We start from the raw sequence: 23,585 nt of genomic DNA on the forward strand, positions 1-23,585 counted from the left end.
CGCCATTACACGCGATATCCCGTTTCAGTGTCAACACGGTTAAGCAGGGGTTCGCCCGCCTGCAGATGGAGCAGGTTTTCAAACCAGACCTCGATGATGGAAGGATAGATTTCACCGAATTCGTCACCGCCGGCGCAATGGGGAGTGATCATCGCTGTTTTGATATTCCACAAGCGATGGCTTTTAGGAAGAGGCTCCGGCTCCACCACGTCGAGGCCAGCGCCCGCCAGCGCGCCGCTTTCCAAGGCGTCGCAGAGCGCCTCGGTGTCGACGGCTGAACCCCGTCCCACATTGAGCAGGAAAGCCCCTTGCTTCATCTTCGCGATGCGCTCGCGGCTGAATAAGCGCTCCGTGTCCGGGTGATTCGGCAGACACAGAGCTACAATGTCGCATTGCGGCAGGATGTCGTCAATCTGATCCATACGATACAGAGCTTCCAGATAATCGGGTTTTTTGTCGACTTGCCGGCGAATGCCGAAAACCCTCGCGCCCAGCGCGTGCATTTTTTGAGCATAGCGGGCGCCGATATCGCCGATGCCGACGACCAGCGCGGAAGAGCGCGCTACGATCCCGATGCGTCCCAGATGACTCCAACTGCGCTCATGCTGGTGATCGCGGTACAGGTGAAGCTTGCGCATGAGGACGAGCGTATGGGCAAGCAGAAATTCGGAGATGGCAAGCCCGTAAGCGCCGGAGCAGTTGCACAGCAAAGCGCCCTTCGGCAACACGCCCGGCTGCATATACTGGTCATGCCCGGCTGTCTGGAGCTGCAGCCATTCCAATCTCTCACATAGGGAAAGCTGCTCTTCGTTGGGGTTCCCCCAGATATAGGAGGCTCGTTTGAGCGCTTCTTCCGAAGGAGGCTGCTTCTCGCAGTAAACGATATCGAGCCCGGGCGCTTGCGCCTCCAGTTTAGCGCGAAATTCAGGTAAAAAGGTCATCATGACAAGCAGGGTCTTTTTCATCCGTACATTCCTCCCATGCTGTTGCTAATGGAGCGAGCTTTGTCCGGCAATTCCGGAAAAGGGCATATCTCATTTTTTACACTTTAACTAAAAATTTTCAGATAATAAAGAATGATAAAATTTCCTACCAAATCGGTTTTTTTTTCGATGGGAGTGAATTTATTCATCCTCGACTGAGCGGGCGTGTATGCCTATAATTGCGGCAAGGCCAATATGCCTATGATTACAACCATAGGGGAGGAATGCTATGCGTGCCCCAACCGTTGTCAACAAAGAAAGGATGGATCGTCATGTCGAGCCAAGAATCGTATGTCCTGTGCGCATTGGCGCAGATGGATCAGCTGAGTGTGGGAGAGCTTTCACGTTTTTTATTTGAAACAAGCCTTGTCGCGGAAACCGATCTCAAGCTGCCGCTTACCTCTCTCAAGGAGCAGGGACTTGTTTGCCAGGCCGTGAATTTGCGTGGCGTCGTCTACGAAATCACGGACGCCGGCCGGACCTTGGTGAGCGGCGACGCGGCGCTTGCGCGGATAAAAGCGGACGTAGCCGCCAAAAGCGCGGAGTACAAGCGCGTCTTTGAGCAGGAGAAAGACTATATTGCCCAGTACACCGAGTCGTCCACCGGGGTTGTTCCCGTGTTCCTTTCCATCCGCGACGGCTCAAGGATTGTCCTTAAAATTAATATTATCGTCAGGGATATCGACACCGCGAAAAAAATATGTTCCGGATGGATGAGCAACTCTGGGCGCGCATTTGACGCCGTATGGCAGGCCATCGCCGGGGATGAGCCGGATCCGGGCTTTTGGACAAGTCGGCCGGAGGAGGGGAAGGCATGAAACTACCCGTCTGGAAGGAGGAGCTCCCTTACCCCCAACCATCCGAAATGCCTTATCCCAGCGGCATGACAAGGATACTCGCGCACGATGGACGGCGCGATCTGTTGCCCTTTCTTCACGATTGCACGATCACCTCGCACGGCGGCAAATTGTATTTGGGCTGGTATAACTCCACCGACGCGGAAATCTGCGGTTCTTCCCTGATCCGGGGGCGCTATTCCGAGGACGGAGGGGAAAGCTGGTCGGAGGTATTCAACGTGGTGGGTGAGATCGGCAGCGCCGAAGAGCACTTTGTGCCGGCGAGCTTTTTTGTGCACGAAGACAAACTGTTTTCTCTGATCACCGAGATGGGCGGCAAGAATCTGTCGATTTCCCTTGACCTGTTCGAGGCTCCGCAGTCTTCTCTTGACGATTGGCGAAGAATCTCCGTCATATCCGGGGGGTTCCTTAGCAATTCTCCCCCAATCCTGATGGATACGGGCGATTACATTGCCGGCGTCTGGATGCCGCTGAAGGGGGAAACTCCCGCTTTTCCGGCAGTGCTCATCAGCCAGGGCTCGGATATCGCGAAGCCGTGGCGTTGCTCTTTCTTGTATGATCCGCTCGCTCCAGGCGCCGTGAAGATCAGGTGCCCCGAAATTACTTTGGTCGTGCAAGGAAGCACTGTCACCGCTTATGTCCGAAATGACGAGGGCAAGCATGGCGATCCCACAAGCGGAGCGTCTTTTGTCTTTACGAGCGGGGATTACGGTGAGAGCTGGTCAAAGCCGGCCAAAATTACCATGCCGGTCGGAAACTGCAAAATGTTCGCAGGCATCCTGTCCGATGGCAGGCGCTACATGATTTACAACAACGATCAGGGCTACTTTAAACGCGGTCTGCTCTGCATGGCTCTCACCGAACCGGGAGAGGTGGAATACACAAAAGTCTATAAGTTATTCGAAGGCGGGGCTGCGGAATTCGATGGCCGGGGGGGGATTTGGTTTTATCCCTGCGCCTGCGAGCAGGAAGGATTCCTGTATATCGCCTGTACCATGCAGGAGCATGATGGCGTAAGAAGCGCCGTCATCGCTAAAATCCCATTGGACTCGATGTAAGCGCCCAGCCTGAATTCGATAAAAAAACGCCCTCAAAAACCGTCTTGGGCGGTTTGGGGGCTTGTCTCTATAGTTAAGAAACCGCCGTACTGGCTTTGTCGCATCATCCGCTTATCTGCAGACTATGATGTGGCGGAAGAACTGTTAAAGCGTGTGTTGGAGGCTAACCGCGCATACCTGCCGAACTTTTTCAGTAAATAAAATGGAGTGTTAATCATGTCATTGATATTAGCTGTTGATCTAGGTGGAACGAAAGCCCATGCTATCATCGCCGACCACCAGGGCAATATTTTGGGCTTTGGAGACGACAAGGAATGGATATATCAAGCGCTGGAAAGGCGGATATTTAAAATGGTACGTATCCGTTTCGCCGCGGACAAAGCTCTCGCCGACGCAGGATTGCCCATGTCAAAAATAGATCGGGTATCCGCCAACTGTTCCGGAGCGGACTGGTCGTTTGAATTTCCCCTTGGAGTCAGACATCTTCGCGAGACTTTGGGCGTCCAGAATGTTTCTTACTTTAATGACTGCATAGGCGCGCTTAGGGGCGGCACTGAGATTATCGGGCGCGATTGCGCAGTCATCTGCTTGGGCTCAGGCGCCAACTGCGCGGTCTATAACAAGGACGGTCAGAGTTATGAGTATGCCTATTACTTAAAGAACATACATCAGGGCGGCGACGCCATAGGCCGCTTCATTGTGGACGCTGTGGTGGACGCCAGCGCCGGCCTTGCGCCGGAAACCGAACTAACGCGCCTTTTGCTGGATTTTACGGGTTTTTCCTCCGTAGAGGAGTTTTATATGCTCTGTACGACGGGCCGAACCGAAGACGAGCCTCCCAAACAGCCGGTGTATAAGGAATTCTGCCCGTTGCTTTTTGAGGCCATACGTCTCGGAGACGCCGTGTCGCTGCAGTACATTGATCAATTTTGCGCCGCTTTGGCTAATTATGTGGTGGTTGCCGCAAAAAAACTGAATATCGTTGACAGGCCGCTGCCTGTGGTCATTTCGGGAGGCGTGTGTAAGGGCGACAACATCATTCAGGAACTTATTGAAAAACACCTCAAGGGAAAAATACCCGGGGCATACTGTATAAACGCACGGTTCGAACCGGTAGTCGGGGCGCTGTTAATGGATCTGGATCGCATTTATCCGCAGGGTATACCCGAAGACGTTATGAAAACGCTTGAGCATTGCTGCACCGAACGGAAGCTATTCCGGGATATCGGATATGCGGAGTCGGTAGGATAAAATAGAATCGAGAATCAATCATTGGGTAATAAGAAGAGCAGGGCAGTTTTTTCATATTCTGCCCTGCTTCTATTTCGAATTGTCTATCAGCTGGAGCACCGACATCTTCCTTACGTGTTGCCGGTCCCCAGCAGTTTCAGCGTTCGTCGTTTGGAATGGCTTGCACTGTCATCTGATATGGGCGAGTCATTTTTGTTGGTTTGAATAAAGAAGGTGGCAATTGGAAATCCAATTGCCACCTTCTTTATTCTTAAGTTTAAGATTACAACATAGGGTACGGATAAAGTTCAGAGCGGGGGTGCCGATTTCGCCATTAAAACCTGAATTCCAGGGACTTAGTGCATCGTTCAGCGCAGCTTTTCGCGCTGGAGATATCGCCGCCATTGTTGAATTACTTAGAGTGAAGACGCCATCTTGCTGACAGACGGCGGCGGCAAAGTAAGAGCTGCCTTTAACCCGATTATTGGCCGGAATCGCGTCCAGGCTTTGCTGACCTATTCCATTTCTAACTATCTCCGGGATGGGACTATCAAGAAGGTAGTGGTCCAACGGCCATGACAGTTTTATGGTGATGTTTGATGGTAAACCGTTCGCCGTTTACTCCCTCGCTTTAAATCCTGACGGTTCGGCCATTTCTCGTGTATATGTCATGATGAATCCGGACAAACTTCAAGGTGCTGTCCGTTTGCTTGAAAGGCAATCCTAAATTTTTTATAGATCATTGTCACAGATATGTTCCTTCAGTTGTCTTCTTTGATGTACAAACTAAAAACAAAGGGAGAAACCATTCAATGAGCAAACTGCTAGTCATTAATGCACACCCAGAAGTGGACTCTACTTCTTCATTTAGTCTAAATGTATTAAATTACTTCTTGAAAATCTATAAAGAGCATCATTCTAATGACGAGGTTATTGAACAAATAAACGTATATAATGACGTTATACCCATGATAGACCAAACTGTTTTAAGCGCATGGGGACAAAGAAATGGAGAAGAGTTAACAATCGAAGAGCAAGAAGTAACCGGGCGTATGAACGAGGTATTGCAACAATTTAAAAGCGCAAATAAATATGTAATCGCATATCCAATGCATAACTTTAATATTCCGTCAAAATTAAAAGATTATATGGATAATATTATGATTGCAAGGGAAACATTCAAGTACACCGAAAATGGGTCAGTGGGTCTTCTTAAGGATGGACGCAGTATGATTGTCATACAAGGAAGTGGAGCAATTTATACCAATAATGACTGGTATACCGAAGTTGAATACTCACATAAGTACTTGAAGTCGATGTTTAATTTTCTTGGTATTGAGGATTATGAAATACTTCGGGTTCAAGGAACCTCTATATTAGATAAAGATGAAGTCTTACAGAAAGCATATAAAGAAGCCGAAGAAGCAGCTTCAAAATTTGCAATCAAATGACAAAATCAAATTTTAGTAGTTAACGAATGAATAAGGGGGAAGTTGTCGATGACGAATTTAATCGCTGAAATAAAGATTCCTGATAGTAAACTAGCCGTTGAAGCGGCTGAATTATTGCGTGAGCATGGCGACGACCTTCTGTGGAACCACTCGAACCGGGTATTTCTATTTGCGGCTTTGAAGGGTTGAAAGATCGGCTGCCTTTGTTAACGGGCAGAATTGTCGAAAAAAGCCCCGATTGAACTGTGAAGAGACTGGCGATGGGGACTCGTTGAATGAACCAGGCCAACGATGAAACGACGTTAAATGTTCTTGTCGTTAAACATTGGACTGGTCATCGAAACAGAGAGAAGGCAGACCCTCTGAGGGTCTGCCTTTTGATTTCAGCTGACCGTTACGCGCTCCAAAAGGATCACTCCGAAAATGCTGGAAGAGATCGATCATTATTTATACGGCTTGAAACGCTTTTGAAGCGCTCCCTCCTTTAGGATGAATCAAAAGGGGGATTTTTTATTTAGTCCGAATACAATCGCCAAGCTTGATGTCGTTGTCTGTACGGTCGGCTGTTCAATACATGACGGAAGGATGAATCTGCATGAAGGTCAAGCGGTTAAGATGGCTGCTCTTCTTGTCGGCTGCGGCATCGATTTCCGGATCGCTCCCCTCAGCTGCGGCGGCGGAGGAGGGGAAGCTCCAGGTAAAGTCTGAACGGGCTGAACCCAATTTGATCGAATCCATCACTAAACCGTATCCTTCCTTGTTAAACGGCAATCCTCAGGGCATCGTCAGATGGGAAAAGAAAATGGGCAGCAACCTGACCGCTTCTCCGGTCATCGGTCCGGACAAAACGATCTATGCGGGCACGAAAGACTATAAATTGTACGCGATCGGCCCGGACGGAACGCAAAAGTGGGAGATTCAACTGGAGGATTATCCGAAAGACATCTCCGTCTCCGAATCGGACAGCACTATCTACGTGAATGCAAACAATATTCATAAATTGTACGCCATTGATCCCGCCGGGACGAAGAAATGGGAATTCATAAGAGGAGGATCGGGTCTTGTTCCCCTACTTTCAAGATCGTTTTCCGCGCCGGCAATCGGGGCGGATGGGACGGTCTTTGTAGGCGGATCCGATGATACGAAGCTGTATGCCGTCAATCCGGATGGGACGAAGAAATGGGAATTTGTTACGGGAGGCTCCGTAGCCTCCCCCGCGGTAGGGCCGGACGGCACGATTTATGCGGGAACGACCGACGGCAATCTTTATGCGATCAAACCGAATGGCTTGAAGAAATGGAGCTATCAAACAAATCAGCCCATATATCAAGGTCCTGTAATCGGAGACGACGGAACGATTTATGTGAATTCGTTTAAAAATTTTTACGGAGCTATGCTTTACAGCATCAGTCCCAACGGTACGAAAAATTGGAGCTACAATTACGAGCTGTACAGCTCTCCGGCCATCGGAACGGACGGCACGCTTTATGCCGGCAACTACAAGCAGCTGATGGCCATCCATTCGGACGGGACGATCAAATGGGCGTTGGGGACCGGAAATAATAAAGTCAGAACGACTCCGGCGATCGGCGCGGACGGCACGATTTATGCGGGAGCCGACAACTCGATGCTGTACGCGGTGGATTCTTCGGGGAAATTAAAGTGGGAAAAAAATGCGAACGGTTTCGGGGCGTTCGATCCTACTGTCGGAAGCGACAACACGGTTTATACGGCATCGTTTGATTCTTTGTTCGCGCTCGGTACCGTCGCCGCAAGCAGCGTAGGACTAAGCGAGCGGACTATGACTCTGCAGGCGGGCGACAGCGCGACGTTGACGGCAAACGTCGTCCCGGAAGACGCCGTAAACAAGCGGGTGCGATGGAGCAGCAGCGACGATACGGTGGCTGCGGTGGATCAAGCGGGGAAGGTGACGGGAATCGGACCGGGCACGGCCAAAATAACCGTCAAGACGGAGGATGGAGGATTCACCTTCGACTGCATCGTGACGGTAACCGCAAGACCGGAAAGTAAGCCTCCGGCTGGGGAAGAACCTGTCGTCGTTCCGGGATTTATCGATATTTCGGGCCATTGGGCGAGTACGGAAATCGCCGAAGCGGCGGCGCTCGGAATCGTGAACGGGTATCCGGACGACACGTTCCGGCCGGATAACCGCGTAACCCGTGCCGAATTTGCGGTCATGCTTATGAATGGGTTGATGCCGGCAGCGGAAGGTTCGCCGCTTTTCTTTGCGGATAAGGAGGATATCGGAGTCTGGGCAGCCCGACCGGTCGCTCAGGCGGTGCAGCTCGGCATCATAAGCGGCTATGAGGACGGCACGTTCCGGCCGAACGCGAACATTACGCACGCGGAGATGATTGCAATGGTCATGCGCGGATCCGGACTCCCAATGAGCCCTTCGCAGCACACCGGCTACGCCGACGATGCGGATATTCCGGATTGGGCGAAAGCCGCTGCAGCCACGGCCGGAGAAAACGGCATCATCGCTGCCGGGAGCATTGCGGACAACAATTTCGCGCCGCAGGTTTTGTCCACCCGAGCGGAAGCTGCATCGGCTATTGTCCGGATGCTCAGGATCAGAGCCTAGTACTTAATCTCTAACCAGCCGTCGCAAGATGACAGTTGCATATTGACCGGAGAGCCGCCGAAAGAGGCGGCTTTTTTGTGCGCAGAAAGCCCGCCTCCGTCAGGTATTTAAAAATGTCTTGACAGATCGAACGCCGAAACTCTAATTATGTTGTATACAACAACCAAATCGAAGGAGTCGTCCGAGAATGCCTGATTTGCCTAAACTGGATAATTCCATATTTATGGGATAAAGTTGAATAAAACAGCGGCAATCTAAAACCTTATTTTCCTCGAACAACAGGGATCGGAGCGGCTATTTGCCGCTTACTTGCCAATCATGGAGTTTTTTAGACTAATGATATAAGTGCTATGAGATATTTAAATTTAACTATACAGTAAGGGATGAATGGAGCTATGCGTAATTCACCGAGGATTTCAGAGGAACACCTTCGATCCTGTCTAAAGGAGCAGTATGATTTGACTCCCGCCACACTTGAGTTTCTTCCGCTGGGACTTGATTACAGCTCCGCAGTTTATCATGTGGTTAGCGAGCAGGGAACTGCCTATCTGCTCAAAGTCACGTCCAGGCCTTTATACGAACCACAATATCTGGTTCCCCGATATCTCAACGAACAAGGGATTACATGTGTCGTGGCTCCCATTTCTACCAGGAGCGGTACCCTGTGGACTCATTCAGAGGATTGGACTGTCGTTATCTATCCCTTTATCAATGGGGAGTCGAGCTTCAAAGGGATGTCAGCCGAGCAGTGGAATAAGTTGGGGACCATCTTTAAACGGATTCACCAGATCATTTTGCCTCCTGAAGGATTTAAGTCGCTCCGGCAGGAGACCTTTGATCCGACGGAATATGTTCGATGGATACGAACCTTTGAGGATCAACTTGCACTCTTTGAAGGCGGAAGTACATTGGAGCGTACACTTCATGCTTCTTGGGTAGAGCATAGGTTGATGATACACACGAAGTTGACCTCATTGGAAAAGCTGGCAGGGTTGCTCCAATCGCGAACAATCCCGTATGTAATATGTCACGCGGATCTGCATCCGGCCAATTTGATCCGAGATCAGTCTGGGCAAGTGTTTGTAATCGATTGGGACGAGGTGATGTTCGCTCCCAAAGAGCGTGATTTCATCTTTGTCAGTCATCCACATGACCAGGCATTTTTTCGGGGGTACGGAGCCGTAGAGGTTGATGAGAAGGCGCTCACCTACTACCGCTTGGAAAGGGTCCTTCAGGATCTAATTGAGTGTGCTCGAAACGTGTGGATCAGGGATGATTTAGGGGAAGAAACCAAGGCGGATGCCATCAAGTTGTTTCAAGGTATCTTGGCGGAGGAAGCAGCTTGGTAGACCGTAGTATTCATGCCGGTCAGTGATCGGCAGCCGCGTTACGCAAGAGGGCAGATTTGCTCAACAAGATTTTTAATATAGCCACCAATTAATGCATATTGGTTCTTTTGGAAATTTACGGGCGAACAAGGCGACAAATCGGGATTGGGATAAAGTTATTGTCAACCAGTAAATAAGGTGCGAGTGGGTGCGAGTTGTTACGTGCTGAAGGGTCGAGTGGGGCTAAGTTGTTGCGGCAAAGTTACACTTTTGGGAGAAGTAATTCGCGACCCTCCATCAGGTCCTGACTAATCTCCTATCCCCCAAAATCCTTCATATGGTAAAATGGGGCGGTGCTGTAAAATGGGCCGGATAGGAGTGTGCCAGCCATGGACACGAGTAGACTTAAATCCTTGCGCGTGAAACAAATCATTTTCATCAATGCATGTGTTTGCATCCTCATCCCATTATCCGGCGGTCTCTTACTTGTTCTGGAGCCGTCGCCTTCGGACATTTTTCTTGTAGGCGCTTTTTTGTATGGGGCCTTGTTGCTTTTTGAATTTTGGAGCCTCTTTTTTCCGAAGCATCTGCTCTTCATGCACGGCCCCCGGTTTATGCGTGAAATTGCAGAATATGAACGGGAAAAGTTAGGCAAGAAGCAAGATCGAAAAGGGCGGATTGTGAGACTATTTGCCTTTACGTTCTTACTAGGGAATCAATTAGTGGCCTTTACCCGCATAAGGAATGACAATCCCATGCAAATTCGGGATGCGTCCGGGTTTTGGATGATTATGGCTATTCTAGTTTTAACCTTTACCTTATTGGGTAACGCTGCCATCCTATACCGCATTCACAAAATCGATAAAACAGAGCCGGGGCAATTCCGCTGGTTTACGCTTAAATCGTTGGCACTGGGAGTTATCTTAGGTCTGGTCTCCGTGGTCCTTTTGAGTGTGGGGTTCGGAATCGTGTTGAATTAGCGGAGAGTTATTACGACGGATACGATAGTACAATGCTGAAGGACTGCCGCGCGCAGCCCTTCGCTACGATAACGGGCAGTAGAGCGTGGTGGAAAGACTATTTATCATTATTGTGATAAGGGTCACCGTAATGTATCTAAGCACAAAGTTTATTTTGACCAGAATATTTATATCAGCATATAAAGACAAAGCCACTCTTGCCAATGGAGTGGTTTCTTTGGATAGAACTTCTCTCTTATTTCATATTACTCTGGTGGAGCAGGCAAAATATAAGAGCCTATCACTACAAGTAAGAGATGAAAAAATTATTATCGATGGGAGCTTATTTATGACAGTTTATGAGCAAGTGGTCTATTGCTGGCCTTTTTGGCGTTATAACGAACCAAATAGGCTACGAGTGATATTCAACCGCTATGTCGGCAAACAGCTAATGAGGCAAACCGCCTGCGCGCTCAAACATATTGGAGTGCATAAGACAGCGAAGATGCCGCATGCAGCCCGGCAAGAGTTTCCAATACGAATACATCTTGCATTGCATTCGGGATCAGCGGTCGCGCCTTTGCCTCTCTGCGGAGTTAGCTTTTTTAATACACGCTCAAGTTTAGTAAATAGTCGTTTAAGGGCAAGTTGGAGCGATTTATCGATGCTGATCTTTAATGTTGTGCCGTCTTTGAATCTTATTTTTTTTGTACGGGTGCAAGAGCAACCACATTGACAGCCGCTTTCAAGTCTAACGGGAACGATTGCTTTCTTATTAATGAATCCTCTAGCAGTGATATTGCTGTTCTTATCTTGGAGAATGATGTTGGCACTGGAGACGCCGTTCACTTGTTTACCAAAGGAAGCAGTGAGTCTGCTGCTTGTGCGATTCAGAGATTGTATTTTGAATGTTACTAAGTTACATGCATTCTGCGTAATGTTTAGGATGATGTCGGAGACACCTCGACTGGCGTTTAAAACCAATTCGATGTTCGCGCTTAAGATGCCTTCTTGCTTGGATTTTATGCTTGCTGTTGCAAAAAGGGTGGTCGTTCCGTTGACTGTGCGTAGCAGTCCGGGCATAGCTATCACTCCCTCAATTCGATTGGTGTGTACTCTCACAACATATGTGGAACCAAAAGAATCGGTGTGGGTGAATAACTAGAAAGCCCTAGCCACTAATAGCAATAGGATCAGACGTCCCAATAAGTAGAATAGCAATTCTAATGAAATTTATCGCAAATTGTGAAGTGATTGTATATGGAACAATAAGCGAAAGAAAAGGGAGTTGAAGTATCTCATCATTGATACCTTTTATCTTTGTGAAGATCTAAAAAGAGCAGCTCGCTGCGCGGACGCTTGCTTGGTGGGATCAGCAGCATGCTCGAGCTCGGACATCTTGAATATTGTTTACAAACGCCTAATCTTTTCTAGAAATAGTTTTTAGTCTAGCCCAATAGCCAGTTATTTGTCCATACCTAAATTAAACAACTCACGTACACTGAACCATCTTATAGGGAGGTGTAGTTATTGGGTTGTCCCGATAAAAAAAAACGTTGTAAAAAGAAAACCATAATTGTGTATCATCCAAAAGAAAAAAAAAGAAACGTCGTCTTCGAGTAATTAAAAAGATAGTTTGTAAAAAGTGTCCTCCGCCTAAAGGACGGCAATTACTTCGAGGACTTGCGGGAGCAATTGCAGAAGCTGGGCCTCAAGGACTCGCAGGAGCACTTGGACCTGAAGGACTAGCAGGACTTGCAGGAGCAATTGGCGCACTTGGACCCGAAGGACTTGCAGGAGCACTTGGACCTGAAGGACTAGCAGGACTTGCAGGAGCAATTGGCGCACTTGGACCCGGAGGACTTGCAGGAGCACTTGGACCTGAAGGACTAGCAGGACTTGCAGGAGCAATTGGTGCAGATGGACTGGCAGGACCAGCAGGACCAGCAGGACCAGCAGGGATTCAGGGAGAAGCAGGGCCAGCAGGGACTCAGGGAGAAGCAGGGCCAGCAGGGATTCAGGGAGAGCAAGGGCCAGCAGGGCCGGCTGGACCTCAAGGGTCGCAGGGAGAGCAAGGACCGTCTGGAGTGGGCTCTAGTTTATTCTCAGCACAAGCGAACGATACAATCTCCCTCCTTCCAGTAAATACGGTAGTCTCTCTCGAGCTCCCGCCTTTATCGACGGTTGAAGGGGAGAGCATCAAATTGGATTCCACATTCAGATTGTTCTTCATCACTTCAAACTCTACTGCCCATACACTTGATGTTTCCTATATTTTACGACGATTAGGTACTTTACCGACCTTGCTTACAAGTGCACCTATCAATCGTGTCAGACAATTTAGTACTGCTACCACAACGAGTGATACCTATTTTCCCAATATCACATGGCTGGATAGTCCTCCTCCCGGAATTCACAATTACCGAATTGAAATAATGGCGACCGCTTCTGTTAATATAACGACCTTACAAGTGACGAACCGGGCTTTGAATGCTGTTGCTCAAATCACTTCGGATCCTTTTAATATTTATGTAAGAGCGGGTTCCTTTGGGGGTAATGGAAGCCTGGAAGCTCCTTTCGGAACCATCGAGGAAGGAATCACTGCTGTGGCACAAGGTGGTACCGTATATGTCCTAGAGGGTATTTACAACATAGCCACTCAGCTCATCATTTCCAAGTCATTATCTTTAAACGGAACTTTAGCAGCTTCCACTCCACAGATCGTATTCGATCCCTCAACGAACCTGAATGGACTCGTCATCCAAGCTGATCAGGTTATGATCGACAGCTTGCATATTATAAGCAATAGGGCAGTAACAGGAGATAACGCAGTGTTTAGAGTCCCGCTCAGGACGCTGGCGCAGCTATACAATAATATAACGATTCGGAATAGTATAATCGAAGGGACAACACGTAGTGGATATATTTGGGCGGAAAATATGACATTGGATAACAATGAATTCATTCATAATGCTGTTAATACCCAAGGGTTGAGATTTCAAATGGTAAGAGGGACAACGAATATCCTCAATAATACGTTTAGGGGAGGAAGTACCAGTATAGGAGCTATCGTATTTGAACCTAATATAGCTTCATATACGGTATCAGGCATAATAAATGTAACAGGCAACACGATGACCAGATTTACTCAGTTCGTAAACTTTTTCTGTATTATTGAAGGTCCGACTAGTTTAATTATTCAGAACAACAGCGTAGATCATGAAGATCGTTCGGGTAGCTCCATTATTTTATTTGCTAGAGTGAATTACGCTCTAATGAATAATATTCTGATCCAAAACAATTCCATTGTGAATATCTTTCCAACAAGACTTGCTGTATATTTTGCAGGAGGGGGAACGTTTATTCCTTCGGCAAATCAAATAAAAGTATACACGAATACTTTTAACTTTCCCAACGGGTACGGAAGTCCGACCGACACAGTAGATCCGGTATTTCCGGTAGGCTATAGTAATGCTTCTCCACCGGGCATGAGCTTAGGTGCATTTGATTTGCAAGGAAACGTGAATGTTTGAAAGTGGCTAGCTGCCTTAATTTAATTGGTAAAATATTGATACATTACTCATAAAATGAACTCTCCAGACATGGGGAGTTCTTATATTTTTATTCATGTGTTTGCGGGTGGTGAAAGAGCGCCATTTCTGACCTTGAAACAAGCGGAATCGACTTCAATAATTCGCTTAAAGGTACTGCTATTGACACAAAGATAATTCGTTCCTTGTCTATACAACTAAAACTTCCAGCAGCAAGCAGCAACTCCAAAATTGCTAAAATGACCGTTAAAGCTCAGAGTTTATCCGGGAAAGATATGTCTGAAAGGTACTGAAGATCTGCATCCTACTTTACCTGTTTTAAAATCCTAACAGAGCTAGAACTGCTGTAAAAGCCGGTGCAACATTTGAATGTGCTTGGAACAATATAGATTTGTCGGGAGGGTCCCTTGAATATATTTTTGCCGCCGGAAAACCACAGGCTGATCTTTAATAAAAAAGAAGGTTTTCGCATAAAAGTGAGAACCTTCTTTTTAGATGTTACTGGAAATTAATTCCCATAGATATGGTAAAAAAGTTCCTGTAAAATCGTAGTCCAATATTTACTAAGCCAACGGACACGATAATGGAGTGGCTGCCGCGGCAGCCTTTCAGAAGTCCGGGCACTACGCGGGGGAGAAGTTCAGGTTGAATCAGCATAAATAAGGAAAAATTTATATATTCCTTGACAGGAATATTCCGGAAGTGGTATATTTACTCCATAAGCAATGAACTATCCAATAGGAGGAAAAAACAAAATGAATCAGGAAGTTACGGCCTACATCGAAAATCTGCCGAAATGGCAGGGTGGATTCAGTTCGACCCTGAGGGACATGGTTCATGAGACGATTCCGGAAGCCGAGGAACGCATTCAGTACAAGAAACCTCATTTTCTGAAAAACGGACAGTATGCAGCGGTTATTTCGCCTTCAAAGGACGCCATTGCGTTCATGATCATGAATGCAAACGGCATCGACTTTCCGAAGGGATTTGAAGGGCCTGCCGAACGGAAGTGGATCAAATTGCGTGAAGGCGACACTCCGGATCTTGCCTTGCTGTCGGGGCTTCTGAAGCAAGCCTCCAGCACACTGTAACAGAAATCATCTCATCGGGAGGGGCCAATGAATACGACAACCTTGAACGCGCTCGCGGAACCCAACCGATTGCAGATCATCGAACTGTTGCGCGAAGGTTCGCTTACGGTCGGGGAAATAGCGGATCGGTTGCAACTTCGGCAACCTCAGGCCTCCAAACATCTGAAAATCTTGAGCGAAGCAGGTCTTGTTGAAGTACGGGTGGACGCCAACCGGCGAATCTACCGACTGCGCCCGGAACCCTTAATAGAGATGGATGATTGGCTTGAATCATTTCGCGGCATGTGGGAAGAACGCTTTGAACGTCTATCCGATTATCTCATTCATTTGAAAAGAACGAATCATCCCTAAATCCCAAGGAGGAAATCTAATGAACAACCAACAACAAGGACTTTTATTAAAACGTGAGTTTAACGCCCCTCGTGAACTGGTATTTAAGGTGTGGACCGATCCGGCGCATTTTGGCAATTGGTGGGGACCCAAGGGTTTCTCGCTTGAAGTGGGAAAGATGGACGTCCGTCCCGGCGGTATGTTCCTTGGCTGCCAGAAGTCTCCAGATGGGCAGCACGCCATGTGGGGCAAGTTCGTTTACCAGGAAGTGCAGGCGCCGGAGAAACTGGTATGGGTCCAATCCTTTTCCGATGAAGAGGGGAACACCGTTCGCGCCCCGTTCAATCCGAACTGGCCGCTTGAGATTCTGAATATTCTAACGCTCGAAGAAAGCGAGGGAATGACGGTTTTGACGCTGCAGGGCGGACCGCTCAATGCCTCTGCTGAGGAACAGGAAGCATTCGACGCGATGGCACCGATGGTTGCACAAGGGTTCGAAGGCACGTTCGAGCAACTTGCCAATTACCTGGCTAGTCAACAGTAAGCAGATACAAATTGGTGAGACGGAAGCCTCGGGGGAATTACTCCGAGGCTTTTTCATTTGCCTCTTCTCAATTTATCTTCAGGAAAGTGAGTTTACAGGTATTGAAGATGGTTTTATTAATAAGTGGGTCCATATGGATGAATTAGATAATTATCATATAGTCCCTGAATTCGTTATGCCAGAGTTGAGAGTTTTAGATATAAGCGAAGGTATTAAACACATAACAAATAGAGGAGTAAGAACTTAGTTTAAATAATGGGGAACCAAGTAGAGTCACGTTTACTATGAACTTGGTTAAATAAACAAACTGGGCACGATAGCGTAGCGAAGGGCTGCCGCGCGGCAGCCCTTCGCTACGCTATCGCCGAATACTGTAAATTATTAATCTACATTAAAGGATTTTGCGATTGAGACGTAAGGAAGCAGCCATCAAATCGAGGCTGCAGCGCGCAAAGTGCCGAGTTGCCCGCCTATCGTTCACTGCGAAGGGCTAGCTGAGGCAGTAGCGCAGTCCTGTTTCGATTCTCATTGTGTCCATTATTGTAAATGTAATTGGTGCACTTATTTACAGTAAATTACGGCAAAAAACCGCTAGACCTGTTATTTATTACAGTATGATCACCATCGGGACTGCACTATTGCTTTCATGGTATGATTGGGCAAATCCTATAGAACCGCAAATCACAGGTGTAGCTAACACGATTCATGCACTCGTCACTGGAATTTCCATCGCTTGGATTCCTACATGGGTAAACAAAAATTCCCATAAAAAATAAATTGGTGGTCAAAACATGAATAGAAGAAAAACCAAATGGTTTATCTTTTTACCTTTTATTCTCCCAAACTTTTTCGCCACTTCAGCAGCAAGCAGAATCTTCTCGAAACTGCATTTGACCGGTTATCATGAAATTATGAATCGCAATCGAAAAAATGATTCTGATCAGCATCAAGGAAGAGGGTAATATGCCCGGGTTTCGAGAAAGAACACAGCAGCACCGACGACAATTAATCGAAGTCTTAACGAATTATTTTACGATTATGTCCGAGAAGGGCAAAATGATGGCCAACGTCATTGCGCCCGGAAAGACCGAAACAGATGCATCAGCACACATACCGGAGACGAAGCAAATGAAACAAGCTTTGGTTAACATGACCCCGCTTGGTCGGATCGCTCAACCGGAGGATGTCGGGAATGTGATTTCATTCTTTGCTGGGGAAGCTAGCGGTTTTGTTACAGGTTCTTACACGCCAGTTAATGGAGGCATGTTGATGGAATAGCTTTTATCCGATCCTATTTATTTCTGGTGAATGATTTCAAAAAAATGATCCCTTGCGTATTTCTTACCCGTATAACTTAACTACTATGAAGGATAATATCATGAAGCGAAAGCACACATTTATAGCACGATAAAATTGAGAGGATGATCTCCATTGGGAAAGTACGAGCCAACGCAGACGCGGCTGGGGAAGCGGTGACCCAGTGGATCAGGAGTCACGCCCACCCTATCACCACAATTGATCCCCAGGCGCCGCTCACCGATCTGGAGCCACATGCCCAAATGCTACGTGGCGCTACAGTCGTCGGTTTTGGAGAGTCGACACGTGGCGCCCGTAGCGCTCACCAAATGTATTTTATCAAACACCGATTCCTGAGATTCCTAGTCGAACACCTGGGCTTCCGCTCGCTGGTTCTGGAAACGGACTGGACTATAGGCATCCATCTTGATGAGTACCTATGCACGGGCAGGGGCGACCCACAAGCGTTGCTTGCCGCTACCTGGGGACCTTTACAGACCAATGAGATTCTCGATGCCATTCGGTGGATGCGCTTTTACAACCTACAACACCCGACCGATACTATCCGAGTTGTCGGGGGGTACTTCGGTGCTGGGCATACGCAGGCCTACGACGCCGTAGCTGACTACGTAAGGTGTACCATGCCAGAACGGCTGGACGAGCTCGAGACCTACTTTTCGGTGCTTCGCCCCACTGTTGGAATAGACGAGCATATCGAGTGGTACTCCAGCCAGCGGGACAAACAGCTGTTCATCGACCACGCCCAACTGGCCTACCAGCTAGTAGCCGATCTTCCGACCCAAGCTGGCCACGCACTCGCGCTCCAGCATGCCCGATTCATCGTTGGATTCTATGAGTACCAGGGCCTCGTCAGCCTCGACCTCGACCTCGACCAGCGAATTGCGAAGAGCGTCATCTGGTGGCATGAACACACAGGGGATAAGGTTGTTTATTGGGGAGGGATCGCACACACAGCCAACGGCAGCCTACTTGCGACGGGGCATAGCGCTGGTAGCTATCTGCGAGGACACTTCGGATCGGGTTACGCATCCATCGGTCTGACATTCCATCATGGCTCGGGGGCGGATCCCATCCCGTTCCCGTCCTCAGAGTTTGCAGAAGCAGTCCTGGGTGAGGTGGGTCTGGATACGTACCTCCTGGATCTGCACGCCGGTCAGCCGGACTCTGTCCAGGACTGGCTAAACGCCCCAACCAAGACGCGTGTGATAGGTCCCTACTACGATCCTGAGAAGGACTCTTTATTCCACATGTACGGGTCACTCGCCAACTGGTTCGATATCATCATTCATACTCAGGAGATTACACCCGCCCGTCCACTTGCATAGATGAACAGACAGCACGGTAAAGTATTTAAAAATGGGGAGGTAGCTTATACTGACTGATACCACTGATATCATCCGGTTTATTAAATGGGCAGTTGAAAGAAATCGTAATGTGATCCTAATTACGAAGAGACAAGACGAGGCGATCAGGGGAATAGCAGGAGAGTTGATTGGTAATATATTATCACTTAATTTCGAGGGTAAAGAAATAAAGATTAATATTGATGAGGTTTCAGAAATTTTTATTCCTAACTGAGGGCAGGAAAGCGTTGAAAGAAGGAGATGCTTGATGAGGAAATACGCCTTTCCAATACCTAGCGCTAATCATAAAATTCAAAAGGTCATGATTTATGAAACAACAAAAAATGGAGTGTATCTGTATCTATATCTAACACAAAAAGATCTGCCATCGCATAATGATTTCTGGTTTGATGATTTGCAAGATGCTGAAAATTTTAGCAAGGCATCTTTTCACACTGATGACTCCGACTGGATTATGATTGACGATCCCAATGAAGGCTGCCAAGACGATCTAATTAGACCAATTCGGCGGCATAAAGATAATTCTTATGAATTACTTGAGGATGGCGTTTGGAAAAAAATCGAGTTATAAAATACAACAAGTTCCCAATGAGCATGAGACATTATTGAACTAACGGGTACGATAGCTCAATCAGGGAGGACCATTTTGGTCCTCCCTATTTTCCATTCCAACCCGAAAAAGATGTCATAAGGAGGGCGGAGAAAACAGGTATCATTAAGCTAACAGGCAGGAGAGTGAATATGGGATTGTCTGGTAATAATACACCTAATCAAAATTTAGGTGGGATAATATGAGAAGGATTTTTTGTGCGTTGTTTGTAGTGGTAATGTGTTTAACCAGTTTTGGGGTATATGCACAGGAAAGTCCTCTTCACACATCGAAATACCACAAACTAGATAAGGCTACATTAAACAAAGTTAAACAGAAATCTGCTTTCATATTACTAGTTCCTGAAAACATCCCTAACGATTGGACAGTAGAACTTAAATATCCTTATCCGTTGGACATCACCAAGCCAATCCAAAGCGTCAGGTTACATTACTTTGATAAAAAAGAAAACTTTATGTTTGGGATTGAACAACACAAAGCGATGGGATACAAAATTAAAAAAGAAACCTTAGATATACGTAATAACACAAGGACAATTGTCGAAGAAGATTTCAGATTTGATGTGAGTGGCGAAATTATTAATTTTGGGGGCATGGAAGCACGGTTTACCCCTTGGGCGAATCACTCAATTGGCGGATTTTTACGATGGGTTCAAGAAGGTACTTATATTGAAATGGAAAGCCTTGAATTGACCAAAGAGCATATGATTGAAGTAGCCAAGTCGGTAAAATGACAAAGGCTCCATCATTCAGCTAACGGATCACGATAGCGAGCATTCGTGAGAAAACTTAATCGTACCGAGGGAGCTAAATGATGACATAACGGCAGCCGGCCAGAAGGACCGGCTGCCGTTTCTCAAATAATGGGCAGAAAATTTCTCATTAATTCATCAAAAGAATAAGTTGACTTTGACTCAGTGTCAATCTTTTAAGATAAGGGGGAAAGGAGATGAGATATCAGAATGAAAGAGATTGAACAAAGTGAGATTAAGGAAAGCTATGATTCGAACACAGCGATAGTTAACCTCCAGCCAGTGAGCGTCATCGGATTAGGCATGATGGGCTCGGCTCTTGCCCAAACGTTCCTTAAGGAAGGACATCAGACGACCGTCTGGAATCGTACGCAATCGTGGTGTCGCGGAAGGCTACGGTACCGATGGACTTTCAAGGTTAGTTGAGCTTATCCGCAATCCAGTTTCGGTTTAACCGATTACCAACATCTTGTCTGAATTTTACGAAAAAGAACAGGTCCACAAAATGGACCTGTTCTTTTTCGTAACCTTTTTCGCTTATATAGTTTTGCTTAATTGTTCGGCGGAACCGATCGCCGTGCTTATCATCGTTCTCTTTACTCTCATTTGTTCAATGCGTTGTTCCAGAACCTCGTCGAATTCTCGATAATCATTATCTAAACGCCTTGCAGTCAGCAACTTTTTCTTTTCGTAATATCGGATAGATCGGGCACTGACACCAGTCTCTTTCGAAAGCTGGCTTATTTTCATTGGATAGCCCCTTCCATTATGATGTTACCAATCTTATTATATAGAAGCTCTTGTCGTCCGACAGCGGGCAACACTCGCGAAGAAGGCGACGCTCGCCGTTTTATATAAGTCGGGTTCAGCTTGTGGCCTCCCGTATAGCCGGAGACGACCGAAACGATGCACGGCATTTCCTCGAACGGAGATACCATACACCAAAAGCAGCCGCCGGCAAAAATCGCGCGTTCCTGCTCGAGGTTAAAATATATCGCTCAACGCGGTCGCCAAACGCTTCCACGGCGATGTTGGCGTCTTGTTCTTCTTTATTCCGTATTTCAAAATATGATGGAGAACTGTAATCTACTTCACAGAACTCCGATTTTTTTAGAATTATAATCAAGCTATCATTCAATATTGGAGGTTTCAGAACGATGAGCAACCAAAATTTAACCGAACAGCTGGAGGCGGCCACACAGCAGTTTAAGGCCAATTCTCCGATTGAAGCGCAGATCAAGCTCAGTCAAATGATCGAGGAACTTCAGAAATCGGGGATCGCTTCCGGGAAGCAACCAGGCGAGAAGGCGGTGGACTTTAAATTAACAAACGCACTAGGCCGGGATGTGATTTTATTTGAAGAACTCGCGAAAGGACCGGTTGTGCTGGTCTTCTATCGCGGCGGATGGTGTCCTTTTTGCAATATGCAATTAAAGGCTTACCAGCAGATATTGCCGGAAATCCAGGCGATGGGAGCGCAGCTTATAGCGATTAGCCCGCAAAAACCGGATCATTCGTTATCCCTTCAGGAAAAGGAAGGATTGGAATTTCAAGTCCTTAGCGATCCGAACGGCTTGGTAACGGCCAAGTACAATCTGCTCTTCGATGTTCCGCCGGGAGTAAGGGAACTCATGGAAGGTATCGGACTCGATCTTGCGGAGTACAACAATACCTCGAAATGGGTTTTGCCGGTTCCGGCTACTTTCATGATTGATGAGAGCGCCATTATTCGCTCCTCCTATGTCAATCCGAATTTCATGCAGCGTCAAAGCCCGGAGGAAATTTTGCGAGAGCTAAAAAAGCTGTAACGATTTTTGCATCATTCATTTGTGAGCAGAATAATCGATTATGGTAAAAACAAGTCTGAAGAAGCGAGGCTTTAAATTGGATATCACATGTATGATTATCTTGCCGTACGAAAAGACTTGACATCTCCATATATGCTGGTGATACAAGCGTTGTCGAAAAGCTTGTTCAGGGACCGGTAGAGGACGCGACCAGCCATATCGGCCAATTGACGCTGCTTCGCAGATTGGCAGGAAGTCCGGTTGCGTACATCAATTATTTGCAAGCAACGATTTAAAGGATGGATGGCTAAGGCAGACGGACATAGATTCCTGTGTTGGCTCTTAAAAAGCGTATACGATTCGTGAAGCCTGCAACAAAACGGCTTGAAGAGATCAATGCGTGGGCGGAGCGAGCGGCTGAAGCGGATTAATGAGGCAGACGCAGGCGGCTGTTGTACATGGGGAAGCTGTGCATCTGTATTAAATGTTAGTTAAGAAGGAGAGAATATATCATGACAATGACCAAGAAAGAAATTTTGGAAGTTCATCGTTTTCGGCATGCAACCAAAGAATTCGATCCTAGCAAAACCATCTCCGACGACGACTTTGAATTTATTTTGGAAACGGGCCGGCTCTCGCCCAGCTCGTTTAGCACTGAGCCGTGGAGATTTGTTGTTGTTCAAAACGAACAGCTTCGGAACAAAATAAAAAACTCTTCGTATGGAGCGGCAAGCAAACTGCCGGAGGCCAGTCATTTCGTCATTATTCTGGCCCGGACGCCACTGGATATAAGATATGACTCCGCCTACCTGAAGGAGCAGCAGTCCAAAGACCTTCCGAAGGAACACCTGACAAGGCTGCTTGAAATACTTGAAGAGTTCCAGAGACATGATTTCAAGCTCCTGGATCATGAACGCTTTCTTACCGATTGGGCCGTCAAGCAGACGTATATACCGCTTGCGAACATGATGACGGCTGCGGCGCAAATCGGCATTGACTCATGTCCGATCGAAGGCTTTGACATTGAGAAAATGAATCAGCTGTTGGACGAGGAAGGGCTGCTGGAGAACGGACACTTTACCATCTCGGTCATGATTGCCTTCGGTTACCGCAAAAAAGAGCCGGGACCGAAAACACGCAGACCGTTTGATGATGTTGTGAAGTGGGTCAAATAAATATAATATGGCGGCATGTGTATGGTTCGCAAGCATGTCCGACAAGACCGATTTCGGTAAGGACTCAGGGATAGTGACCGGGCCTCGTGGATCATCGTCAGCCGCGAGGCCCTTGTTATTCGCAGGATCGTTATTTACTTGCATAATACACGAACACATGTAATCAAAATCTGTATTTTATATAATAGTCTTCATATATGATGTTCCACATTATATAAGTTAGTTAGTTAGTGTCTAACGACACAAATCCTCAGACATAAATGACACAAATGTTGGGACATTCCAACAATCATCCTTTTTAAAAACCCTTCGCGTGGTGCTCACGAGAGGGGGCAATTACGACCGGGACGCGCAGCGTTATTTGACCCTGGGACGAAGTCATATCTCCTTTCTCCTCGTCTACGAAGGGCGGCTCTACCTGCTCGACACGGGATTCGGAGCGTATTTGCCGCTGATGCCGGTTCCGTTAATCGGAGACACCGTCGACGGCCCGCGTTATCGCGATTACTCCGTTCGCGCTTCGGCCTGCAGCCGTGATGCCGCGTGCTGGAAACTTTCGCTTCCTTCCTCTCGCTTACGATGACGCACTCGGCC

At 47.3% G+C, this 23,585-nt stretch carries 23 protein-coding genes and 3 pseudogenes; 23 read left to right on the forward strand and 3 right to left on the reverse strand.

The genetic code is table 11. From position 1 onward, the window contains the following. Positions 1 to 5 precede the first annotated feature (5 nt). On the reverse strand, positions 6 to 965 hold the full coding sequence (locus ACFOLF_RS20745) for a D-2-hydroxyacid dehydrogenase (protein ID WP_210046970.1): 960 nt from the start codon (positions 963 to 965) through the stop codon (positions 6 to 8). Between the two features lie 290 nt (positions 966 to 1,255). On the opposite strand from ACFOLF_RS20745, the gene ACFOLF_RS20750 reads away from it, so the two are divergent. The 20 genes and pseudogenes from ACFOLF_RS20750 (at position 1,256) to ACFOLF_RS20845 (ending at position 20,455) form a co-directional block, all read left to right on the forward strand. Next, entirely contained in the window at positions 1,256 to 1,801 is a 546-nt protein-coding gene (locus ACFOLF_RS20750; protein WP_210046969.1) for a DUF4364 family protein, read from the forward strand. Further along, a complete protein-coding gene (locus ACFOLF_RS20755; protein ID WP_210046968.1) occupies positions 1,798 to 2,898 on the forward strand; it encodes a sialidase family protein in 1,101 nt (366 codons plus the stop codon). Before ACFOLF_RS20750 ends, ACFOLF_RS20755 begins: the two co-directional genes overlap by 4 nt. A 216-nt stretch (positions 2,899 to 3,114) precedes the next feature. Further along, on the forward strand, positions 3,115 to 4,149 hold the full coding sequence (locus ACFOLF_RS20760; protein WP_210046967.1) for an N-acetylglucosamine kinase: 1,035 nt from the start codon (positions 3,115 to 3,117) through the stop codon (positions 4,147 to 4,149). 791 nt (positions 4,150 to 4,940) lie between these two features. Further along, the gene (locus ACFOLF_RS20765; RefSeq protein ID WP_210046966.1) at positions 4,941 to 5,579 is read left to right on the forward strand and encodes an FMN-dependent NADH-azoreductase; all 639 of its coding nucleotides are present in this window, start codon (positions 4,941 to 4,943) and stop codon (positions 5,577 to 5,579) included. A 48-nt stretch (positions 5,580 to 5,627) separates the two neighbouring features. Further along, positions 5,628 to 5,765 (forward strand): annotated as a pseudogene (locus ACFOLF_RS20770) (phosphohydrolase); the annotation flags it as partial. Between the two features lie 409 nt (positions 5,766 to 6,174). Further along, positions 6,175 to 8,184, forward strand: a complete 2,010-nt coding sequence (locus ACFOLF_RS20775) for an S-layer homology domain-containing protein (protein WP_210046965.1) — start codon at positions 6,175 to 6,177, stop codon at positions 8,182 to 8,184. A gap of 395 nt (positions 8,185 to 8,579) precedes the next feature. Beyond that, positions 8,580 to 9,533, forward strand: coding sequence for a phosphotransferase enzyme family protein (locus ACFOLF_RS20780; RefSeq protein WP_210046964.1), 954 nt, complete (start codon positions 8,580 to 8,582; stop codon positions 9,531 to 9,533). A 368-nt stretch (positions 9,534 to 9,901) separates the two neighbouring features. Continuing rightward, the gene (locus tag ACFOLF_RS20785; protein ID WP_210046963.1) at positions 9,902 to 10,492 is read left to right on the forward strand and encodes a hypothetical protein; all 591 of its coding nucleotides are present in this window, start codon (positions 9,902 to 9,904) and stop codon (positions 10,490 to 10,492) included. Between the two features lie 130 nt (positions 10,493 to 10,622). Further along, entirely contained in the window at positions 10,623 to 11,207 is a 585-nt protein-coding gene (locus ACFOLF_RS20790; protein WP_210046962.1) for a hypothetical protein, read from the forward strand. A gap of 1,163 nt (positions 11,208 to 12,370) precedes the next feature. Then, positions 12,371 to 12,616 (forward strand): hypothetical protein, encoded by a 246-nt coding sequence (locus ACFOLF_RS20795; protein ID WP_379219494.1) that lies wholly within the window; start codon positions 12,371 to 12,373, stop codon positions 12,614 to 12,616. 59 nt (positions 12,617 to 12,675) lie between these two features. After that, positions 12,676 to 14,004 (forward strand): hypothetical protein, encoded by a 1,329-nt coding sequence (locus ACFOLF_RS20800; protein WP_379219496.1) that lies wholly within the window; start codon positions 12,676 to 12,678, stop codon positions 14,002 to 14,004. A 773-nt stretch (positions 14,005 to 14,777) separates the two neighbouring features. Continuing rightward, complete coding sequence (locus tag ACFOLF_RS20805; protein WP_210046960.1) at positions 14,778 to 15,113, forward strand: DUF1801 domain-containing protein; 336 nt, start codon at positions 14,778 to 14,780, stop codon at positions 15,111 to 15,113. A gap of 27 nt (positions 15,114 to 15,140) precedes the next feature. Then, positions 15,141 to 15,464, forward strand: coding sequence for an ArsR/SmtB family transcription factor (locus ACFOLF_RS20810; protein WP_210046959.1), 324 nt, complete (start codon positions 15,141 to 15,143; stop codon positions 15,462 to 15,464). Between the two features lie 19 nt (positions 15,465 to 15,483). Next, positions 15,484 to 15,987: an SRPBCC family protein gene (locus tag ACFOLF_RS20815; protein ID WP_210046958.1), complete on the forward strand. Its 504-nt coding sequence runs from the start codon at positions 15,484 to 15,486 to the stop codon at positions 15,985 to 15,987. 844 nt (positions 15,988 to 16,831) lie between these two features. Then, positions 16,832 to 17,049 (forward strand): annotated as a pseudogene (locus ACFOLF_RS20820) (TetR/AcrR family transcriptional regulator); the annotation flags it as partial. Then, a complete protein-coding gene (locus ACFOLF_RS20825; RefSeq protein WP_379114615.1) occupies positions 17,047 to 17,265 on the forward strand; it encodes an SDR family oxidoreductase in 219 nt (72 codons plus the stop codon). The pseudogene ACFOLF_RS20820 and the gene ACFOLF_RS20825, both read left to right, overlap by 3 nt. A 347-nt stretch (positions 17,266 to 17,612) precedes the next feature. Next, positions 17,613 to 18,629: an erythromycin esterase family protein gene (locus ACFOLF_RS20830; RefSeq protein ID WP_210046955.1), complete on the forward strand. Its 1,017-nt coding sequence runs from the start codon at positions 17,613 to 17,615 to the stop codon at positions 18,627 to 18,629. A gap of 286 nt (positions 18,630 to 18,915) precedes the next feature. After that, entirely contained in the window at positions 18,916 to 19,239 is a 324-nt protein-coding gene (locus tag ACFOLF_RS20835; RefSeq protein WP_210046954.1) for a hypothetical protein, read from the forward strand. A 220-nt stretch (positions 19,240 to 19,459) separates the two neighbouring features. Next, the gene (locus ACFOLF_RS20840; protein WP_210046953.1) at positions 19,460 to 20,011 is read left to right on the forward strand and encodes a DUF4367 domain-containing protein; all 552 of its coding nucleotides are present in this window, start codon (positions 19,460 to 19,462) and stop codon (positions 20,009 to 20,011) included. A gap of 228 nt (positions 20,012 to 20,239) precedes the next feature. Next, a complete protein-coding gene (locus tag ACFOLF_RS20845; RefSeq protein ID WP_379114611.1) occupies positions 20,240 to 20,455 on the forward strand; it encodes an NAD(P)-binding domain-containing protein in 216 nt (71 codons plus the stop codon). A 111-nt stretch (positions 20,456 to 20,566) separates the two neighbouring features. Here the strand turns inward: ACFOLF_RS20845 and ACFOLF_RS20850 are convergent, their stop codons facing one another. Both ACFOLF_RS20850 and ACFOLF_RS20855 read right to left on the reverse strand, forming a co-directional pair. Further along, positions 20,567 to 20,779, reverse strand: coding sequence for a MerR family DNA-binding transcriptional regulator (locus ACFOLF_RS20850; RefSeq protein ID WP_210046952.1), 213 nt, complete (start codon positions 20,777 to 20,779; stop codon positions 20,567 to 20,569). Between the two features lie 104 nt (positions 20,780 to 20,883). Beyond that, positions 20,884 to 21,024, reverse strand: a pseudogene (locus ACFOLF_RS20855) (peptide-methionine (S)-S-oxide reductase); the annotation flags it as partial. A 162-nt stretch (positions 21,025 to 21,186) separates the two neighbouring features. On the opposite strand from ACFOLF_RS20855, the gene ACFOLF_RS20860 reads away from it, so the two are divergent. The 3 genes from ACFOLF_RS20860 to ACFOLF_RS20870 all read left to right on the forward strand — a co-directional run bounded on the left by ACFOLF_RS20860 (position 21,187) and on the right by ACFOLF_RS20870 (position 23,574). Beyond that, on the forward strand, positions 21,187 to 21,837 hold the full coding sequence (locus tag ACFOLF_RS20860; RefSeq protein ID WP_210046951.1) for a peroxiredoxin-like family protein: 651 nt from the start codon (positions 21,187 to 21,189) through the stop codon (positions 21,835 to 21,837). A gap of 491 nt (positions 21,838 to 22,328) precedes the next feature. Next, positions 22,329 to 22,991: an NAD(P)H-dependent oxidoreductase gene (locus tag ACFOLF_RS20865; protein ID WP_210046950.1), complete on the forward strand. Its 663-nt coding sequence runs from the start codon at positions 22,329 to 22,331 to the stop codon at positions 22,989 to 22,991. Positions 22,992 to 23,307: 316 nt separating this feature from the next. Further along, positions 23,308 to 23,574, forward strand: coding sequence for an arylamine N-acetyltransferase (locus ACFOLF_RS20870; protein ID WP_379114613.1), 267 nt, complete (start codon positions 23,308 to 23,310; stop codon positions 23,572 to 23,574). Positions 23,575 to 23,585: the final 11 nt, after the last annotated feature.

The sequence above is a fragment of the Paenibacillus sepulcri genome, assembly GCF_042647105.1.
Taxonomy (GTDB): domain Bacteria; phylum Bacillota; class Bacilli; order Paenibacillales; family Paenibacillaceae; genus Paenibacillus_Z; species Paenibacillus_Z sepulcri.

Bases quoted from the DNA above. Each gene is read 5' to 3' on its own strand.
- ACFOLF_RS20860 (WP_210046951.1), top strand. From the start codon at position 21,187: ATGAGCAACCAAAATTTAACCGAACAGCTGGAGGCGGCCACACAGCAG.
- ACFOLF_RS20815 (WP_210046958.1), top strand. From the start codon at position 15,484: ATGAACAACCAACAACAAGGACTTTTATTAAAACGTGAGTTTAACGCC.
- ACFOLF_RS20760 (WP_210046967.1), top strand. From the start codon at position 3,115: ATGTCATTGATATTAGCTGTTGATCTAGGTGGAACGAAAGCCCATGCT.
- ACFOLF_RS20780 (WP_210046964.1), top strand. From the start codon at position 8,580: ATGCGTAATTCACCGAGGATTTCAGAGGAACACCTTCGATCCTGTCTA.
- ACFOLF_RS20840 (WP_210046953.1), top strand. From the start codon at position 19,460: ATGAGAAGGATTTTTTGTGCGTTGTTTGTAGTGGTAATGTGTTTAACC.
- ACFOLF_RS20850 (WP_210046952.1), bottom strand. From the start codon at position 20,779: ATGAAAATAAGCCAGCTTTCGAAAGAGACTGGTGTCAGTGCCCGATCT.
- ACFOLF_RS20835 (WP_210046954.1), top strand. From the start codon at position 18,916: ATGAGGAAATACGCCTTTCCAATACCTAGCGCTAATCATAAAATTCAA.
- ACFOLF_RS20745 (WP_210046970.1), bottom strand. From the start codon at position 965: ATGAAAAAGACCCTGCTTGTCATGATGACCTTTTTACCTGAATTTCGC.
- ACFOLF_RS20765 (WP_210046966.1), top strand. From the start codon at position 4,941: ATGAGCAAACTGCTAGTCATTAATGCACACCCAGAAGTGGACTCTACT.
- ACFOLF_RS20810 (WP_210046959.1), top strand. From the start codon at position 15,141: ATGAATACGACAACCTTGAACGCGCTCGCGGAACCCAACCGATTGCAG.
- ACFOLF_RS20750 (WP_210046969.1), top strand. From the start codon at position 1,256: ATGTCGAGCCAAGAATCGTATGTCCTGTGCGCATTGGCGCAGATGGAT.
- ACFOLF_RS20790 (WP_210046962.1), top strand. From the start codon at position 10,623: ATGTATCTAAGCACAAAGTTTATTTTGACCAGAATATTTATATCAGCA.
- ACFOLF_RS20805 (WP_210046960.1), top strand. From the start codon at position 14,778: ATGAATCAGGAAGTTACGGCCTACATCGAAAATCTGCCGAAATGGCAG.
- ACFOLF_RS20825 (WP_379114615.1), top strand. From the start codon at position 17,047: ATGGCCAACGTCATTGCGCCCGGAAAGACCGAAACAGATGCATCAGCA.
- ACFOLF_RS20830 (WP_210046955.1), top strand. From the start codon at position 17,613: ATGTATTTTATCAAACACCGATTCCTGAGATTCCTAGTCGAACACCTG.
- ACFOLF_RS20865 (WP_210046950.1), top strand. From the start codon at position 22,329: ATGACAATGACCAAGAAAGAAATTTTGGAAGTTCATCGTTTTCGGCAT.
- ACFOLF_RS20845 (WP_379114611.1), top strand. From the start codon at position 20,240: ATGAAAGAGATTGAACAAAGTGAGATTAAGGAAAGCTATGATTCGAAC.
- ACFOLF_RS20785 (WP_210046963.1), top strand. From the start codon at position 9,902: ATGGACACGAGTAGACTTAAATCCTTGCGCGTGAAACAAATCATTTTC.
- ACFOLF_RS20775 (WP_210046965.1), top strand. From the start codon at position 6,175: ATGAAGGTCAAGCGGTTAAGATGGCTGCTCTTCTTGTCGGCTGCGGCA.
- ACFOLF_RS20755 (WP_210046968.1), top strand. From the start codon at position 1,798: ATGAAACTACCCGTCTGGAAGGAGGAGCTCCCTTACCCCCAACCATCC.